This is a genomic window from Blautia sp. Sow4_E7 (assembly GCF_052116245.1).
Lineage (GTDB): Bacteria > Bacillota > Clostridia > Lachnospirales > Lachnospiraceae > Blautia_A.
The window spans coordinates 19,639-36,696 of record NZ_JBQKLL010000024.1; the positions used below are offsets into that span (position 1 = coordinate 19,639).

Sequence of the window (17,058 nt, forward strand, 5' to 3'; positions counted from 1 at the left end):
TCTTGAAATCACAAACACCCATTACTATATCTATTTATAAATGTTTCTTAGTTGCGTTTTTTCTTTCTTTTCAGTGCGTATACAGCACCAAGTCCACCAAATCCCAGAGCCAGAAGCCCATACCATAAGGCAATGTTTCTGTCATCACCTGTTTTTGGAGTAGAAGGTGTCTCAGATGGTCTGGAAGGTTTCGCCTCATCCACCATTGTTACATGCTGTACTTCGGCAGTATCCTTCATTTCAAACTGTACATCATTTGCTACCAGATATCCTTCCGGAGCAGTTTCCTCACGGAGCGTATATTTACCGATTGGAAGCATCTCGATGTAGTGTGGATTGTTTGTGGATGTCCAGCTTTCCACTACCTTTCCTTCGGAATCAAGGATAGTAAGTTTGGCACCCGGAAGTTCTTTTCCGGCAATGTCCTGCTTAGAGATCTCCACCTTTGTCACATCATCCTTCATTTCCACTTTCTGGACCTCTGCGGTATTCTCTATCGTAAACTCGATACTTTCTGCAGTAACATAGCCATCTGCAGGCTGTGTTTCGATGAGTGTATAGTACTTTCCGACCACAAGCTCTTTGATCACATGGGCGTCTTCTGTGGAAATCCATTCGTCCACAAGTTTTCCGTCTTTATCTACAACCTTTAACTTGCACCCAGGAATCTCTTTCCCTGTTGTAATGTCGGATTTTGTAAGTTCTACTGTGGTAGCTTCATCTTCAAATGTGAAGTTTTCTTCTACAACAGCCTGATCTGCACCGACATACTCGAAAGTGAATTCCTGTACTTCTTCGGCATTGACAAATCCATCCGGAGCATGAAGCTCTTTCACATAATAAGAAGCATCGATTGGAAGATCTGCGATAAAGTTTATCTCTCCATTTGCATCTGTCGCTTTCAGTTCGATGATCTCATCTGCTTCGATCAGCACTTTGCCAGAAGCAGATACGATATCCTCTTTTGCGAACAATCCGAAGATACCACCTTCTAATACACGGTCCGTATTTTTCTCCTTTTTCAAGATATGGATGCTTACCGTCTGTCTGTGGTTCTGCCAGTCTTCATCGTAAATGACAACAGGGGTATTCTGGTCACGGTAAGTCAGGTCCACAACCACCGGCTCTTTGTCCAGCACATAACCGTGGGCAGTCGCAACTTCCTTCACATAGTAGATGCCAAGTGGAAGATTATCTAATGTTGCAACACCGGTCTCATCTGTAGTGATCGTTGCCACCAATTCATCTGCTTTGTAGTAATCATCGCTGACACCATCTGCAGCTTTGATGTCTTCCTTGGCATATACTTCAAAAGTGACATCGGTAAGGCTTCCTGTCACATAATTAAAAATGTGCTCTACAAAACCTTTCATCTTATCAATCAAAGTAACACTATCAAGGAATTCACCCTTTTTATTTACAATGAGTTTTGCCACCGGCACTTCATCAGTCATCTGTACTTTCTGAATTTCTGCAGTATCCTCGATTGTAAACTGAATCTCATTTGCTACCAGATATCCATATGGTGCAAATTCTTCACGGAGAGTATACGTTTCACCTACATGAAGTTTTTTGATCACATGTGGAGCATCTTTATCCGATGTCCAACTGTCTACAACATTGCCTTCACTGTCAGTAACCGTGAGATATGCTCCGGAAAGCTCCACACCTGTAGTAGCATCGGCTTTTGTAATCTCAACAGTAGTAGGCTCATTTTTCTTAATGGATTTCAGTTCCACTGTCTGTACTTCCTGTCCCTGATAAGAAGCATCAAAGGCAAGTACTTCATCAGAAGAAACATATCCAAGTGGAGCTTTTAACTCTTTCACATAATATTGTCCAAGCGGAAGATCTAATGTACAAACTGCCTGTCCATCTTCACCGGTAGTCATTTCCTGAAGGAGAGAGTCTGCAGTTACGAGTATATTGCCGGATCTGTCCTTGATATCCTCAGCATTATAAATTCCAAATACTGCACCTTCGACAACATCACCGGTTTCTGCATCCTGCTTTTCAACAGTAATCGACACTTTCTGACGTTCGTTGGTATAGGTCATTTCATCAAAAATGACTGGGGTATTCTGATCCGCATAAACAAATTCAGAATCCTGAATCGTAGTGTTTAATACAAAACCATCGGTTGCCTTGGTTTCTTTCACATAGTATTTTCCAAGCGGAAGATTCTTAACCACAGCTTTCCCTTCTTCATTGGTAGCTACATTTGCCACCAATGCATCCTTTGCAAAATAGAGTAATCTGTTTCCGTTTTCATCCACTTGGTGATCTGCAGTGTAGATATCCTCAGCTGCATATACTTCAAATTCAGCACCTTCAAGCCCTTTCATCTCATAATGGAACTCTCCATCGTAAGATGTGAGCATTTCTCCCTGTTTGTAAATGGTCAGCTGTCCTTTTACCGGATGGTTCTCATATTCTACTGTGATGATGGCATCACCACTGACAGAATCCATGAGAAATGCTGTATTCGTATCAACTGCAACCGTTACAAAATTGGTGTTTAAAGTATAGCCCTCTGGGGCAGTCACTTCCTCAATTCGATAATTTCCGGGTCTTAAGCTGTTTGGAAGAATAAGATATCCGTCCTTATCCGTAAAGTAAGATTTATGAACCTTTGTTACAGGGTAGGTTGTTACCTGTTCCACATATGCATTCTTTGTCAGATCAAACACTTTGAATTCTGTCTTAGGAAGAAGCACCGTCTTTTTCGTCTCATCATCTTTCTTTACGATCTTAAGCTTTGCTTTGAATTCGTTATCCAAGAGAACTCTCCATACCTGTGGGGTATTTGGTTTGTGCTCAGATACAACCACCTCAAAATCATCCACCGGATCAAAATTGTGAAGAGAAGTCGTTTCTTTTACAATGTATGTTCCGTATGGAAGCGGAATAGAACAAGCATATCCCTTCTCATCCGTAAACATCTCTGTCTTTCCATCTGCAGTGATCACGACTGGTCTGGCAGAAGTAAAATCATAGCTTCCATCAGCATTTACCTTAAGAGAACTCTTTAAGTATGCAGAGAATCCAACTCCCTTTAAGAGATCCGCATCGGTCTTACCGTTGTTGGCAGCTTTGATCAGCTGGAATGGCTGTTTCATCACATCTTCTTTTGAAGTTGTATGACGCTCAATAACCGGAACATTTGCACCTTCATAGCTGCAGTCAATATCATGTTCTGCAGTATCGATCAGATATCCGGTCGGAGGTGTCAGCTCCTTCACATAGTATTTTCCAAGATAAAGATCAGAAACAGAAGCTTCTCCGTTCTTATCTGTTTTCAAGGAAGTAATCAGTGTACCGGCTTTATGAATCACACCGGTAGTTCCATCCGGATGAACAATGTCCTCACGGGCATATAATCCATAGACTGCATTCTCTAATGTGGCATCTCCCTGTGGAACAGCTCCTGTTTCAGAATCCTGTTTTGTCAGTTTGATGGTTGCTCTTACTCGATGATCGGTTACATTCTTTGTGGTTGTCTTTCCGATATTCAGTGCCACATTATAGGATTTTGTATCGATCACATATCCAGCAGGAACTGAGATTTCTTTCAGATAAACCACTTCCTGCGTCTTTTCAATCGTAACTTTAGAAGAACCGTTTTTATCTGTTGCAGGCATCTGTGTGATCAGCTTTGTACAGGCTTCATCACTGTAGATACCATAAACTGCACCGGCAAGAGCATTGGATGTCTCACTGTCTTTCTTTGTAAGTGAAACATAACACTCTTTTGTCCAAGTAACTTTGAAATCCACATATTTCTCATTCCCAACACCTTCTCCAAACACAAGTGCAAGATCCTGTGTACCGGAACCGGTGGAAATCTTATATGCGGAATATTCTTTGTCAATGGAACCTTTCATAGTTGCAGAGAAGGTTGCTTTCACATCCTCTGCCTGTGTAAGAGGTGCCTGCAGATAAAACTGTGTTCCTCCACTAATCTCTACACTGGCACCTGCAGCACTTGTCTTTCCGGTAGATACATTTACCAGCTTCACACCTGCAGGAAGCTTGAATGTAATGGTTTGTAATGTGTCTGCCTTAAAAGTAATGGTCTTTGTTCTCTGAACATTTCCTTCCACGTAGGCTTTGACATTATCATCAGAAAAGCTCATGTCTACATCCGGGATGTCCGGCATGCTTACGCAGTAGTTGTAAAGTTCTTTTGCAAGACTCCTTCCGGTTGCATTTGTTCCGGAATCCCAATCAGAAGAACCATTGGCATATGCTGCCGCAATATGGGTAATGATAAACCTTTTACCAGTCGAGAAATCTGGATGCTTCTCATCGAAGAATCCATTCTCATCGCTTGCCTTTGTTCCGTAGTAACAAACCTTTGCAAGTGTTTTTCCATCACTCAGCTTTGTAATAGAATAGGTTCCATCATCCGGGCCTGTCTTACTTGGCTGCACACAATATGCAGTAGCCTTGATTCCACCCCATGTCACATAGTAAGGAGCAGTAATGTAAGAACCCAATCCATAGTCTGCATAGTGATACCAGCTGCCTCTTGTAATGGATACACTCTGGCTTCCTGTTGCTGCAAAAAGCATTGGCATCTCAAAAGTAACGGTTTCACCTACCTCTAATTCTGCAAGATTTACATCCTGTTCCACAGCTTCCTCTAATACTTCTGAAAGAGAAGTGCCTGTTTCCGGATCTACAGTTTCCTGATTTTCGGTAGATTCGATTTCTGCATCAAAAGCTTCGTCCGTAATCTGTTCTACATCATCAGGGACAACACTACTTTCCGAGTCTGAGTCATCGTCTTCCGTTGTTTCTTCTGTAGTTCCACCACCCGAATCATTTTCCGTAGTTGTCTGAGAAGAAGCTTCAGCTACTGTTTCAGAACTTGCTTTTTTCTCTTCCTTAACAGTGATAGTTCTGCTGATCTGATATGTCGGATGATCTGTCTTCTGAGGTTCTACATAATAGACAGCTTCGTATGAATCCTCATGATCCGTAGTAAAACTTTCGCCCTCATCATTCATCGCTTTCTGGAATTTTACTTTGACTTTATCGTTGCCAGGAATCTCAATGCCTGAGAAGTCCACCTCAATATCAAATGTGCTTCCTACACTGACTTCGTGATCATGAGTGACAACCACTTCATCTGCATCAAGCATGTCTGCAACATCCTTATATAGCGGAACTGTTCCGTCGGACGGTACTTCTGCTGCAAAGCTTGTTACCGGCTGCATCATTGTAGACAGTACCGTAAGAGTTGCCAGAAATCCTGACATAATTCTTTTTGCGTTTCCTTTTCTCATTTCTTAAATCCTCATCTTTCATAAACTTGATTATCAGCTACAAAAGAAAAGTTCCTATGTCTTTTTCATTTCCTTTTTCCTCACTTTCCTAAATTTGTACTGTGGGATAGATTGATAACAGCACATAAATGTGGCGGTATCTGTTCCGAAGAGCAAACACCGCCACATGGCATCTGCTGTCATCCTTCAAAATCGAATTCAGACAACATTTTTATTGATTTAAGTTTTGAGCATTTTCCTGTTTTCTTTCCCAGACCCGTTCCTGTTACAGTCTCTTGACTCCGTAACGTTTTCTCTGAAAAGATACGCAGCTTTTCGCTCTATGCGTATTCAGATCAGGTATCATTCTGGGCAGGCTATGAAGTTGTCAAGGTACGAGAGGTTTTACCCCCTTATACCTATCCAAATTTCATAAGCCGCTTATACAACACGGATTGGAAATTATTTTTTATTTCTTTTTCTTTTTACATCACTTGGATTGATATTCAAATAATTACGGATAACCACCAGAGCCCTCTGGATCAGACCACTGGCTGCCTGTTGGGAAATTTCAAGATTCTCTGCAATTTCAGCCTGTGAGATGCCCTCACAGTAATAGGCAGTTACTGCATACATCTGACGTTCATTTAGAAGCTCTGCAAATTCTCGAAGCATCTCGTGCCAAAGGATCTCATCCGTCATTTCAGGCATACTAAGAGCCTTGTGGCTAAAGAAATCATGATTCTCTGCATCAATGGAAATCACGTTATGATTCGACAAAATTCTTTTTCGACTTGCTTCCACACGATCCATTCCGATCATCAGAGGCAGGATATACCAGTTCTCATTTTCGAAAAATTCTTCTCCGAAAATATTTTCTTTTTCATCCAATAAGCCATAATCATATCCTTTGCAAGAATGTAAACAGAAAATCGTTTTATGTTTATCCTCTTCAAATAAAACATAACCATTATCAAACACACTGATTTCAACACCGGTATCTACCATTTCCTTTACGACAATCTTAGCTCCAGAATTCAATAGTTCTGTCTTCCCTAAAACTGAACCATTCTTATCTGCTACAGGAACTCGTTTCTTTAATTCTTTTAATGTCATCATATGGACCACCTTTCTGCCTTTCGGCTACGGGTGATCCAGTCTGCTTATTTGGAATATAAAAATTGGTAGCAGAAACAGTCCCGAACCAACCCGTTTTTTTTAAACGGGAGTGCGAGACTCCTCAGCTACCTGTAAGAAAGATCATAAATCCCTCTATACCTATCCAAATCCTCAAGGACCCTTATACAACATGCTTTTGGGAAAAAATAAAAAACCCGACAAAACAAATGCTTTTGACACAACAGAATCGAATACGATTCCATAAATCAAATACAAATGTTTTGCCGGGCTCTTAGTGATTCCAGTCAGGTTCAGCTCCTTGACAAACTCTTGATATCCGGTGCAGTCTTGATGGTTCCAGCCAAATTCACCGCCATTCCGGGTATCTCATTTTTATTCATCATTTTTTGTTTTCTTTCCAGAAGTGTTCATCAACTTTCTGGAATATATAGCCATCCTTTCTCTCAGCTTTTCATCCCGGATGACCAAAGGACGAACAGATACAATATCATCTTTCACTAAAACTTCTAATGTGCTTTTACATTTTTTGCAATCCACTTCCGAATCGCTTTGAGCACTCTTTTCTAAAAATGCTCCACAAACAGAGCAGTGAACATGCCACTTAACATTACCTGATCCCATAGGCTTCCTCCTTAAGCAATAACATTGATCTAACATTTATTACTCAACGGATCCAAGGGAAATAAAAATCCGCCTTATGAGCATCATGACTGTTCATTCCGTAAGCGCCAAAGCTGCGCGAACAATCATGATATACATATCCAAACTGGCTTTGACAATCTGGGTTTCCATCTCTGTTTCCTATCGGCTACCACTCACCGCTGGTTTCCCGGAGACTTCCACTTTATTCGTTAACAAGGTTGTTCTAATGCTTCAAAGACATTTCCAGATAACTCTGTAATCTCTGAAACAGGTATTTCTGTATCCCCAATCCTAAGATAGATCTGAGGATCAAAGAATTCCACCATTCCTTCTATGCTACAGTGTTTTCCTTTTCCGGGGAATTCTGAACTCTCTACAAAATAAACTGCCTGAACTTTCATTCCTTTGGAAAGGATCCTCAATTTGCTATCCAGCTCATTTTTCTTTTCCTCAGACAACTCCTTTTTTGGTTCATATAGTATTTCTTTTTTTCTGACCGTTTCTTCAAATCCCCGGAGTGCAGCAAAGGGTGCAAACTGTTTTGCCCTGTGACCAACTTCCATCTTCCTTCGGTTTGAAACTGGTCTTGGCATATAAATTAATTCTGCATACGCACTCGCCAACATGATAGAAACACCTCCTTATGCTCGATGTCCGCCAATCTGATTATTGCGTTCTCGATAAGTAGAACACTCAAGCAGATTCGCTCCCCTCATAATTGCATTTTTGCCATATCTCTTTTTTACGTCTAAGATTGCCCGCTGTAAGCTCTTTTCCTTTTCAATCGCAATCGGATCTGTGAATATATCGTACTGCAGATAGCCTTCCGGTGTGACCCGGTTCGCACATATTTCTATTCTACGGATCCCGGTATGCCGATCTGCAATCTGACGATACAGTTTTTCCACCTCATCCATGATAGAATTAGAGCTATTTGTTGGCGATGTCAACTTCACAGTCCCGTGAGAAGAGGGTTTTTCATATCTGTGATCATATGCGATCCACAGCGTGACAGAACTTGTGATCAGACCTTTTGCTACCAGATCCAACACCAGAACGTCTGTCATTTCCCTCACAACAACCGCTGCTTCCTCATAAGAATAATTCCTCATAAGCACCTGACCGTTTGATAAACTGTGTTCTTCTGTATGATAATTCTTAATATCATGCATACCACAGGCTTCAAATCCCCAGGCATGGTCGATCAGCAGTTCAGCATCAATCCCAAACATCTTATAGAGCCAGTCCTCTGATGTAACAGATGCATAAGCAATATCGCCCATCGTATGGATTCCATATCCAGCAAGTTTTCTCTCGGTTCTGGAACCGATTCTCCAGAAATCTCTGAGTGGACGATGATCCCAAAGTTTTTGTCTGTAAGATATCTCGTCCAAAATACCAATGTGGTCATCCACATGCTTCGCCACAATATCCATTGCGACCTTTGCCAGATAAAGATTGGTACCGATTCCTGCAGTCGCAGTAATTCCGGTTTCTTTCATAACAGCATCCATAAGTTCCACAGCCATTTCCTTTGCAGACATATCATAAAGAGAAAGATAGTCCGTCACATCCATGAAACACTCATCAATGCTATATACATGAATATCTTCTTTTGACAGATACCGAAGATAAATACTGTAGATTTTAGCAGAATAATCAATGTATAACTGCATCCTTGGCATGGCAGTGATATATTCAATCCCTGCAGGAATCTCATGAATACGGCATCTGTTCTTTACTCCAAGCTTTTTCATAGCGGGTGTTATTGCTAAGCAGATTGTAGACTGTGATCTGGTTGGATCGGCAACAACAAGATTCGTTGTAAAAGGATCCAGATCTCTTTCTACACACTCCACCGAGGCATAGAAGGATTTCAGATCGATACAGATATATGACTTCTGACGTTCCATTCTTTTCACCTCTTCCATATGGAAAAATCCATACACATTTTAAATTGCCTATATGTACAATATCTTTTCGTGTCATACGAGACATTTTTCTACTGATTCATATCTCAAATCCAGTAAACATCAGTCCTTATATGCAATTTACATGCATTTTCCATTGACATTATAGGAAAGATTCGATATATTATAGGCAAGTAGTTGCACATCTGTTGTGATTCACATTATATGCAACAACTTGCTTGTTGTCAATAGTTAAGTTGCGTGTTTTAGGAAATAACTTTCCTGCTTTTGCTCCGGGATAAGTAAGAGACACCTAAAAACGCTTAGAAATGAGGTATTGTTATGACATTCGGTGAAAAGGTAAAATCCTTAAGAACAACGAAAAATATGAGTCAAGCCCAACTGGCTCAGGAACTAGGTGTAGCATTAAGAACGGTAAGCGGATGGGAAAATCAGAATCGTTATCCTAAGAAACATGATTTATATCAGAAACTCTCAGACATACTTGGCTGTGATATTTCTTATCTCATGTCAGAAGAAGAATCCTTTATCACAGAAGCGGCAGAGCAGTTCGGATCCAGAGGTGCAAAACAGGCACAGCAGATCTTAGAGCAGGCTGCAGCTATGTTTGCCGGTGGAGAATTATCCGATGAAGATAAAACTGCATTTATGGACGAAATTCAAATGCTTTATCTGGATTCTAAAATGCGGGCAAAGAAATATACACCGAAGAAATATCTCAAGGACGAATAACAGGTGTCCTAATTATGGTACATCCTTTCGAGTATATTATAAATGCGGGATACTATCCGCTACTTGAGATAACTAATCTTTTGGGGTGATTTATTTGGGAAATAATTATATTTATACGGAAGTGGGAAAACTGATCAAACGATTTAAGACCAGAGACCCTTTTGAACTTCTCGACTGCATGAACATTGTAGTCGGGGAAACATCGAATTTTAAGAAATTAAAAGGTTACTGCTTTATGAGTTGCCAGACCATTTATGTCATGATCAACAGCTTCCTTCCCGATGAAGAAAAGCGAATCGTGGCAGCACATGAACTTGGACATATCATCTTGCACCGGAAACAACTAAAACTGGCTCCCATGAAAGATGATGTGCTCTATACCATGACCAACTCAACAGAGTACGAAGCCAATTTGTTTGCTGCAGATCTTCTCGTAGAAGATGAGGATGTGGCAGAAATGTCGAAAAATGAAGATTTGGATTACTTTGGATTCTGCAGCAATCTAAATGTCAGTCCGGATCTCATGAGTTTCAAGCTGTATAGCCTTATGAAACGCGGACATGCGTATCATATGCCAATGGATATACAGAGCAATTTCTTGGCGAAATAACACAATAGTTCAAAGAAACGAGGATATAAAAAATCAATTGGAGGGTTAATTGATGAAAATAAAAAATCCTATGCTGATAGTAACAGATATTGATAAGTCAGTGGAATTTTATAAAAAAGTTCTGGGACTCCGTGTAATTATGGATTTTGGGGCAAATAAGACTTTAACAGGTGGTTTGGCACTACAATCACTTGAAAGTTGGCAGGAATTTATTGAGACTGGCGATGTTGTATTTGGCAGCAATAGCTCAGAAGTATATTTTGAAGAAGATAATTTTGATAAATTTGCCGACAAACTGAAAAAGTGTGCGGTGGAATATGTCCACCCTGTCAAGGAACATTCATGGGGGCAGCGAGTGGTTAGATTTTACGACCCAGACAAGCATATCATTGAAGTTGGAGAAAACATAAAAACAGTTTGTAAGCGTTTCTTGGACAACGGTATGACACCGGAGCAAGTAGCAGAACGAATGGATGTTCCAATGAAATTTGTAAATGCTTGTATGCGATAAACCACGTAATTTGTGAAGCAGATGTGCCGAAAAAGTGGGGTGGCTGAACTTATTTACTGATTATGCTATTTTAGAGAAATAAAATGGGGAAGAGAGTATTGAATTGGAGCATGAAAAAAATGCAATAGGCAGTATTGAAGATAAAGAAGATATTTGAAAAGAACGCCATTTTGAAGGGAATGAACCTTCAGGAATTTGCAACCGCTAAAAACCTTAATGCACAGATTGGCGAGCATAAAGCATAGAGAAAAGAGGGATAAGATGTACGATATTGAAAAGGCAAAACAATACGCTTGGGAACAGTCTGATTGGATTGCTCACAGCAATGGATACTATCTGATAAAAGATTGTGTTTTCTTCTATCACAAGGGAACCGTGATTTTTGACCCTTGGAATGATGTGGACGGAAACGCTATTGACGATCCTTTCTCCTTCTATGGCAAGGACAAGATGGACGAGTTTTGCAGACGGATTCTTGCGAAAAAAGAATGTTCCACTCCGTCCAGTATGGTTTCTGTCGATGGCAAGATTCTGGACTTTTTGAAGATGCTCTACTTTGGCGTAACGGATAACCCCTTTGAAGCTGCCAGCAGGAGCGCATATACGGATATGTGCAGAACGATTCGATTTAATGGCAAGAATGGGGACATGTTGAGAAAAGCGGTAGATTCACTTTTGGAAGAAAGAATCCCTGAGCTTGTTGCCGTGAATGATGCTGAGGATTTTACAAAATGGCACCAATCCATTTGCGAAGAAATTGCTTCGATGTATGAGTCAGAAGGAATCGAGTTTTATATTGGACAAGCGCAAAAATGGGTTAATATGACTTTGAAATACTTGTATGTGTTGGTTCCTGATGTTGTAGAACCGTTTTACCGTTTTTTACATATTCCGCTGGACAACTACATCATCGACATTGCGAAGAAACAATATGGCATCCCTTCTCTCCACTGCGCATGGAGCAGAATATCAGATTATCAGGATTATCTTGATTATGAGGAAATGCTGATGGAAGTGATTGATGAGGTACCTTTGGATTGGGAGTTTGCAAAATGGGTTGAATCGGCTCGCAAGCAGAAAGTCGAGAAAGGCAGATAGTTTTCAGGAGGTGTACTATGCAGATACATTACTTTCAGCGATACCATTCAAAAGAGAATGTGGATACATCCAACACCATGTTGATGCTTTCCCGTTTATATAATTACAATGCGGATAAATTCTTCTCTATGTTGAATAGCCTTATTCTCGGAGAGGATGAAAGTCCTGAAATTACATTTGACTTGCAGGTTGCCGGTGACGAAAGCGTTCCGGATGCTGTAATTAGCCAAAAGAGCTTTAAGATCGTTGTCGAGACAAAGCTCTATAATCAGTTCGATAAGCAGCAGCTTGTAAATCATCTGGATCAGTTTGGTGCAGAGGACATCAAAGTTCTGCTGACTATCGATCCCAGACCAATGAAGCAACAGTTATTTGATGAAATGACCGTTGAACTGAAAAAGTATAACACCAAAAACATGGAGCGCCTGATCCACCCGATTAAGCACGTTAATTTGACTTTTGAACAGCTTGTGGAAGCAATGGAAGATATTATTGATGACAGAGACACGGAGATTATTTCTGTGCTGGATGATTTCAAAAAATATTGTTTTGATGAAAAGCTGATACCAGATGGTCATAAGTGGATGCGAGCGATTGTGGCAGGAACAACGTTCCAGGACAACATGGATTTGAATTTATATTACGATCAGGAATCCCGAAAATTTTCAGAGCATGGATATATTGGACTCTACAAAGATAAGAGCATCCGTGCGGTCGGCAAGCTGAAAAAGACCATTATTGCGGTTGAAGTTGAGGGAAAGATGACATACCGGGCGGAAACCGGCGAAGCGCCAACGCCGGATGAGATTTGCCGCATTAACGAAGCAATACACCGTGCAGAGGACTACGGCTATAACCTACGCATGATCAGTCACAGGTACTTTATGGTTGAAAAGTTCTATCCGATTGACTTTAGAAAAAGCAGTAAAAATCCCATTCAGAAAAGCAAGTTCTTTAACCTTGCGGATATGTTTGGGTACAAAACGATGCCGGATACCGAAAAGATTGCAGCTGATCTAAACGGCAGAACTTGGGAGGAGTTTTAAAAAGGAGGTGACTGCAATGGAATATTTGAAGCAAGTCCATGATTTCGCCACAAAATGGATTGATAAATTCAGAGATCAAAAAATCAACTATATAGAGCTTGTAGATCACTACATGGCTGATGATTGTGAAGCTCTTGGGTTTCAAATGGATTGTTGTCACGCTTTTTCAGAGAAGTACGGGAATGCTGCGAGCAAATACGATGAATTGAATCGAGTGATTGACGAGATAACAGACATCCGTTTGCTTGGATCTGCAATTTACTCACAATGGCGATACTTCAACCACTGGGTGTATGATGCCGCTTCTATTTTGGCGTTCGAAAATCGCTCTTGGTTTATTTTGGCATTGAGTCGCCTTGCGGTGCTTTCCGGTGAGAATCCTTTTATTTTCACCGGTGAGTTGAAGAAAATTCGTATTGTTTCGAATCGTCTTGGCTATGGTCCATGCCCGGAACCGGATGAAGAAGTCGAGCAACACATTTCTATCAATTCGGAAGGACGGGTATGGTTTTCGGCGTATGTGTTTGGACAGCGACGTGATGGGCATTATGAAAAGTCCAGAACAAAAAATCTGAAAGTTGATAAAGCTGTTGCGGAAAGAATTATGTCCGCATTTTCAGCATATTTCAGCAACGAATATACAGAGGTATTTGCAACAGATATCGGTGACTGGAATATGGAGCTTACAAATACGGAGGGCAAGACCTATAAATTTCGTGGTTCCTTGTGCTCCGAGTTTGTAGTTCAAGGTGTTGACCTTTCAGATTTACTCCGTCAAAGTTTGGATATGCCTGATTTGTATGTTTTTGATGGGAATAACAAGCCAGACATTGTGAATCGGATTGAAGTGTCCTATCACCGCATCACAAAGATAAAACCGAAGGAACCGATCTCGGAGCATACGGAATATGCCGTTTGGGATTATACAGAATCCTTGATTATAGACAGAAACAGCGAAAGTATTGAACACATCCAGAATATCGGCACAGGTTGTTCTGTCACTCGCAGGTACAAAGTAGAAGGCGGTATTGAGAGCCTGCTCGATGATTTGGACATAGACACTCTGTTTGAACATATTGAAGGAAATCCACCTGATGTAGTTGAAAATCCACTTGAAAGCAAAGACTACACCATCAAGGTGGTCACAAAAAAGGGTGTTGAAAAAGTCATCCGGGGAACCTACGATAAGAAAGGTTTACCGGATGACTGGGCTGAGTTCATGGAGTCGGTGTTTGATTTCATGACCTTCTACGGTTGGGGCGAAATTATGAACCCATCCGTCTACGGAAAGGTGCGGCGGTGTGGCAACGACATCATCTATTGCAGCGTAACCTTTGACGAAGGATACAAAAGCTATTATTACATAGCAGATGATGACTCAATCGAAATAGGTGATTTCGTAATTGTTCCTGCCGGTAAAGACAACCACGAAGCTGTTGTTGAAGTGGTGAAGAAAGAATATTTTGCGGCGGACGAAGTGCCACTGCCGATGAAAAAGACAAAGCATATTATCCGGAAATGTACGGAAGATGACTTTGATTTACCAAAAGAATGATGCGAATTTGAATTTGTCGGATTGGTAAATTCTAATTTATCGATTTCTTTTTACTTACTAATCATACCATACAACAGCATAAGAAACACTAAAATATTGCAGACCATACCGCCCCAAAACAGGTACAACTTCAAGCCCTCATATCTAAAAAAACTGTTCTTACTTTCCTCAAGCTCCCGGATCTTCTGCTTCATCACGCTCGTAAGTGTATCAGACTGCTTCTCAAGAAGCTTTGTAGCCCTCTGTATAGCCTCTATATTCGCCTGTAACGCCTTTCTAACCTCTTGGACGGTGTTTTCCTTAACCTCATCTTTCAGGCTCCCAATCTCGCCCGATATAGCGTCTTGAAGCAATTCGTTGCTGTTCTTCAGCAGCTCTACGCTCTGCTTCAGCTCGCTGATGAGCTTCCTGTTCTGCTCTGCGTCTCTCTGCCTGTTCTGCTCTGCCCTCACTTGTTCTTGATTTGACTGCTTCATCAATTCCTCGCAGTTCTCGCTCGACATCGCCAACGCTTCTTTGAGCAGACTGTTTTCCAGCTCTGTCCGGCTCTGTCGGTTTAACTCTTGAAGCTGCTCTCTTGGACTGCTCTGCTTCTGCTGTTCGTGCATTTCTCTCAAACTCATGCTCCATACTCTCCTTTCCAAAATCCATATTGTAGTATTTTTCCAGCTTGTTATCCCTGATTTTACAAGCCTTTTCTCCTGCCTGTTCCCTGGCTAAGTCGGTATATGTGATGTACTTGTGGCTGTCCTGCCAGTCCACCCCGTACCCTCTTTCATTCATCAGCCGGATAAAGGTTTCCCGGCTGGTCGCTGTTTCCTTACAATCCAGCACCGCAAGGGCAATATCCTGCACATAGCTTTTGACCTTTCCCTGCTCTGCCTGTTTCAAAAGCTGGTAGGTGTCTTTGCTCCATGCCACCGTTTCTTCCCGGACTTCTCCAGCAAATGTCTTTCCTTTCTCCGGCACATGCAAGCCCTGTTCCCAGCTCTGCTCGTTGCACCGTTCCTTTAAGTCTTTAAGGTCGTGCTTACTCAGAGGGTAATTTAGGGTATAACAAAATAACCCACCCGAATATCGTTTTTTTTATTTGGTGAGTTTGTTCTTTCAAATACGAAACAAATGCTCATGTACGGTAAAGTATCACAAGAAAATTATGTCGAATTGACAGCCGCCTCCGCTATACCGAATAAGGAAATAAAGAGTCCTCAAATTTTGCGCTACTAAATGAAGACGAGCGGAAGTAATCTCCCGCTCGTCAGTAAACTTAACTATGCCATATCAATCCCGCTTCTTTCCCGCCACCGGCACTAAGAACAGCGCGGGCAACAGCAGGAAAGCGGTACAGACCAGCCCCCAGGGTATGGACACCTGCTGGGCTACCAGCCCCACAATAGGCCCGCCGATGATCTGCCCGAAAGAGTCCAGCTGTCCGCTGGTGGAAAAGACTGTGGCGCGCATTTTCTCATCCACATGGTCGTTCATCCAGGCGGCCAGCACAGGCTCCTTGATGGTGCGCATAAGCCCCGCCAGCAGGAACACCAACAACATGAACCAAAAGCTCCGCCCCACCGCGAAGAGAACCAGGCACAGGATATACCCGGCGCTGGTGGACATGACCACACTGGTTCGGCTGACAGTCCCTTTTTTCTCCATGCGGGCGATGAGCAACTGAGAAGCCAGAATACCTAAGCCGCTGCCGATAAGACTGATAACACCGAACCAAGTGACGCTGTTCAGCGGCCCGATAACGGGTATTACCGTGTCATCCAGAAAATGAGCGGTGGAGAGCCGGTCAAAGCCTTCACTGGCAAGTCCCCCGCATAGTGTGATTGCTAAGAGCGCCAGCAACACAGGTGCGCCTTTCACAAAGCCCAGGTTGAGCTTGAACAGGCAGACAAAGTCTTTAAGCAAGCCCTGCCGTTCCTCAATAGCAGGGGAGAAGTTGGTTTCTGGCATGATGCGAACCAACACCAGCCCCAACAACAAGCACAAACTGCCCCCCAAGATGGCAGGCATTTGCAGGTTTATGTTTCCCAGCAGTGTGCCCAGCACCACGCCCAGAACGCCGCCGATTTGCCCCATTTGACTGCCCCGCAGGAACACCTTGTCTATGGGTTTGTCCTCTTCCTCCGAGGCAATCCACGCCTCCAGAGCGCCGGTGATGAAGGTATCACCGCAACCCCAGACAACCTGGGCCAGCAGAACCGGCGCGAACCACGGTAGCGCACCCTCCATCAGAAAGCCCAGGCCGTAGAGGAACATTCCAATCAGCACCGAGCGCCGACGGCTATACAAATCCGCCACCACACCGGTGGGTATCTCGAACAGAAAGCAGGAGGTCTCCAGAACCGTCCCTACCAGGACAAGCTGGAAAGCATCCAGCTGCACCACCTCCAGGTGGTACACGATGGAAAGCACTGTGGACATAGAAACCGCCAGGGAACAGACAAATCGGAACAGCAGGTAGACAGAATATGCCTTTGAATTTTTAGCAAACATGAAGTTACATTCTCCTTTCAA

General features: G+C 42.3%; 13 protein-coding genes. 6 read left to right on the forward strand and 7 right to left on the reverse strand.

Going from position 1 to position 17,058, the window contains the following annotated elements; all coding sequences use genetic code 11:
- Positions 1 to 47: 47 nt before the first annotated feature.
- The 5 genes from ACTQ50_RS13090 to ACTQ50_RS13110 form a co-directional block, all read right to left on the reverse strand.
- Positions 48 to 5,291 carry a SpaA isopeptide-forming pilin-related protein gene (locus ACTQ50_RS13090; RefSeq protein ID WP_441484578.1) on the reverse strand — a complete coding sequence of 1,748 codons (5,244 nt, stop codon included), beginning with the start codon at positions 5,289 to 5,291 and terminating at the stop codon, positions 48 to 50.
- 441 nt (positions 5,292 to 5,732) lie between these two features.
- A complete protein-coding gene (locus ACTQ50_RS13095; RefSeq protein WP_441052785.1) occupies positions 5,733 to 6,389 on the reverse strand; it encodes a sigma factor-like helix-turn-helix DNA-binding protein in 657 nt (218 codons plus the stop codon).
- Between the two features lie 393 nt (positions 6,390 to 6,782).
- The gene (locus tag ACTQ50_RS13100) at positions 6,783 to 7,031 is read right to left on the reverse strand and encodes a hypothetical protein (RefSeq protein WP_347376725.1); all 249 of its coding nucleotides are present in this window, start codon (positions 7,029 to 7,031) and stop codon (positions 6,783 to 6,785) included.
- A 230-nt stretch (positions 7,032 to 7,261) separates the two neighbouring features.
- The gene (locus ACTQ50_RS13105) at positions 7,262 to 7,678 is read right to left on the reverse strand and encodes a hypothetical protein (RefSeq protein WP_441049939.1); all 417 of its coding nucleotides are present in this window, start codon (positions 7,676 to 7,678) and stop codon (positions 7,262 to 7,264) included.
- Positions 7,679 to 7,693: 15 nt separating this feature from the next.
- On the reverse strand, positions 7,694 to 8,965 hold the full coding sequence (locus tag ACTQ50_RS13110; protein ID WP_441052783.1) for a Y-family DNA polymerase: 1,272 nt from the start codon (positions 8,963 to 8,965) through the stop codon (positions 7,694 to 7,696).
- Between the two features lie 339 nt (positions 8,966 to 9,304).
- On the opposite strand from ACTQ50_RS13110, the gene ACTQ50_RS13115 reads away from it, so the two are divergent.
- The 6 genes from ACTQ50_RS13115 to ACTQ50_RS13140 all read left to right on the forward strand — a co-directional run bounded on the left by ACTQ50_RS13115 (position 9,305) and on the right by ACTQ50_RS13140 (position 14,535).
- Positions 9,305 to 9,715 carry a helix-turn-helix domain-containing protein gene (locus ACTQ50_RS13115; protein ID WP_297872897.1) on the forward strand — a complete coding sequence of 137 codons (411 nt, stop codon included), beginning with the start codon at positions 9,305 to 9,307 and terminating at the stop codon, positions 9,713 to 9,715.
- An 85-nt stretch (positions 9,716 to 9,800) separates the two neighbouring features.
- Complete coding sequence (locus ACTQ50_RS13120; RefSeq protein WP_347376728.1) at positions 9,801 to 10,325, forward strand: ImmA/IrrE family metallo-endopeptidase; 525 nt, start codon at positions 9,801 to 9,803, stop codon at positions 10,323 to 10,325.
- A gap of 52 nt (positions 10,326 to 10,377) precedes the next feature.
- Positions 10,378 to 10,836 carry a VOC family protein gene (locus ACTQ50_RS13125; RefSeq protein ID WP_441052781.1) on the forward strand — a complete coding sequence of 153 codons (459 nt, stop codon included), beginning with the start codon at positions 10,378 to 10,380 and terminating at the stop codon, positions 10,834 to 10,836.
- A 261-nt stretch (positions 10,837 to 11,097) separates the two neighbouring features.
- Positions 11,098 to 11,934 carry a hypothetical protein gene (locus ACTQ50_RS13130; protein ID WP_441052779.1) on the forward strand — a complete coding sequence of 279 codons (837 nt, stop codon included), beginning with the start codon at positions 11,098 to 11,100 and terminating at the stop codon, positions 11,932 to 11,934.
- Between the two features lie 17 nt (positions 11,935 to 11,951).
- Positions 11,952 to 12,980 (forward strand): hypothetical protein, encoded by a 1,029-nt coding sequence (locus ACTQ50_RS13135; protein WP_441052777.1) that lies wholly within the window; start codon positions 11,952 to 11,954, stop codon positions 12,978 to 12,980.
- A 16-nt stretch (positions 12,981 to 12,996) separates the two neighbouring features.
- On the forward strand, positions 12,997 to 14,535 hold the full coding sequence (locus ACTQ50_RS13140; RefSeq protein ID WP_441052775.1) for a hypothetical protein: 1,539 nt from the start codon (positions 12,997 to 12,999) through the stop codon (positions 14,533 to 14,535).
- Between the two features lie 306 nt (positions 14,536 to 14,841).
- Here ACTQ50_RS13140 and ACTQ50_RS13145 read toward each other — a convergent pair whose 3' ends face one another.
- Together ACTQ50_RS13145 and tet(40) are read right to left on the reverse strand one after the other, a co-directional pair.
- The gene (locus ACTQ50_RS13145; protein WP_002909884.1) at positions 14,842 to 15,504 is read right to left on the reverse strand and encodes a hypothetical protein; all 663 of its coding nucleotides are present in this window, start codon (positions 15,502 to 15,504) and stop codon (positions 14,842 to 14,844) included.
- A 312-nt stretch (positions 15,505 to 15,816) separates the two neighbouring features.
- A complete protein-coding gene (tet(40), locus tag ACTQ50_RS13150; protein ID WP_073324046.1) occupies positions 15,817 to 17,037 on the reverse strand; it encodes a tetracycline efflux MFS transporter Tet(40) in 1,221 nt (406 codons plus the stop codon).
- Positions 17,038 to 17,058 lie beyond the last annotated feature (21 nt).

Coding starts and splice junctions, on each gene's coding strand:
- ACTQ50_RS13090 (WP_441484578.1), bottom strand. CDS start 5,291: ATGAGAAAAGGAAACGCAAAAAGAATTATGTCAGGATTTCTGGCAACT.
- ACTQ50_RS13095 (WP_441052785.1), bottom strand. CDS start 6,389: ATGATGACATTAAAAGAATTAAAGAAACGAGTTCCTGTAGCAGATAAG.
- ACTQ50_RS13100 (WP_347376725.1), bottom strand. CDS start 7,031: ATGGGATCAGGTAATGTTAAGTGGCATGTTCACTGCTCTGTTTGTGGA.
- ACTQ50_RS13105 (WP_441049939.1), bottom strand. CDS start 7,678: ATGTTGGCGAGTGCGTATGCAGAATTAATTTATATGCCAAGACCAGTT.
- ACTQ50_RS13110 (WP_441052783.1), bottom strand. CDS start 8,965: ATGGAACGTCAGAAGTCATATATCTGTATCGATCTGAAATCCTTCTAT.
- ACTQ50_RS13115 (WP_297872897.1), top strand. CDS start 9,305: ATGACATTCGGTGAAAAGGTAAAATCCTTAAGAACAACGAAAAATATG.
- ACTQ50_RS13125 (WP_441052781.1), top strand. CDS start 10,378: ATGAAAATAAAAAATCCTATGCTGATAGTAACAGATATTGATAAGTCA.
- ACTQ50_RS13130 (WP_441052779.1), top strand. CDS start 11,098: ATGTACGATATTGAAAAGGCAAAACAATACGCTTGGGAACAGTCTGAT.
- ACTQ50_RS13135 (WP_441052777.1), top strand. CDS start 11,952: ATGCAGATACATTACTTTCAGCGATACCATTCAAAAGAGAATGTGGAT.
- ACTQ50_RS13140 (WP_441052775.1), top strand. CDS start 12,997: ATGGAATATTTGAAGCAAGTCCATGATTTCGCCACAAAATGGATTGAT.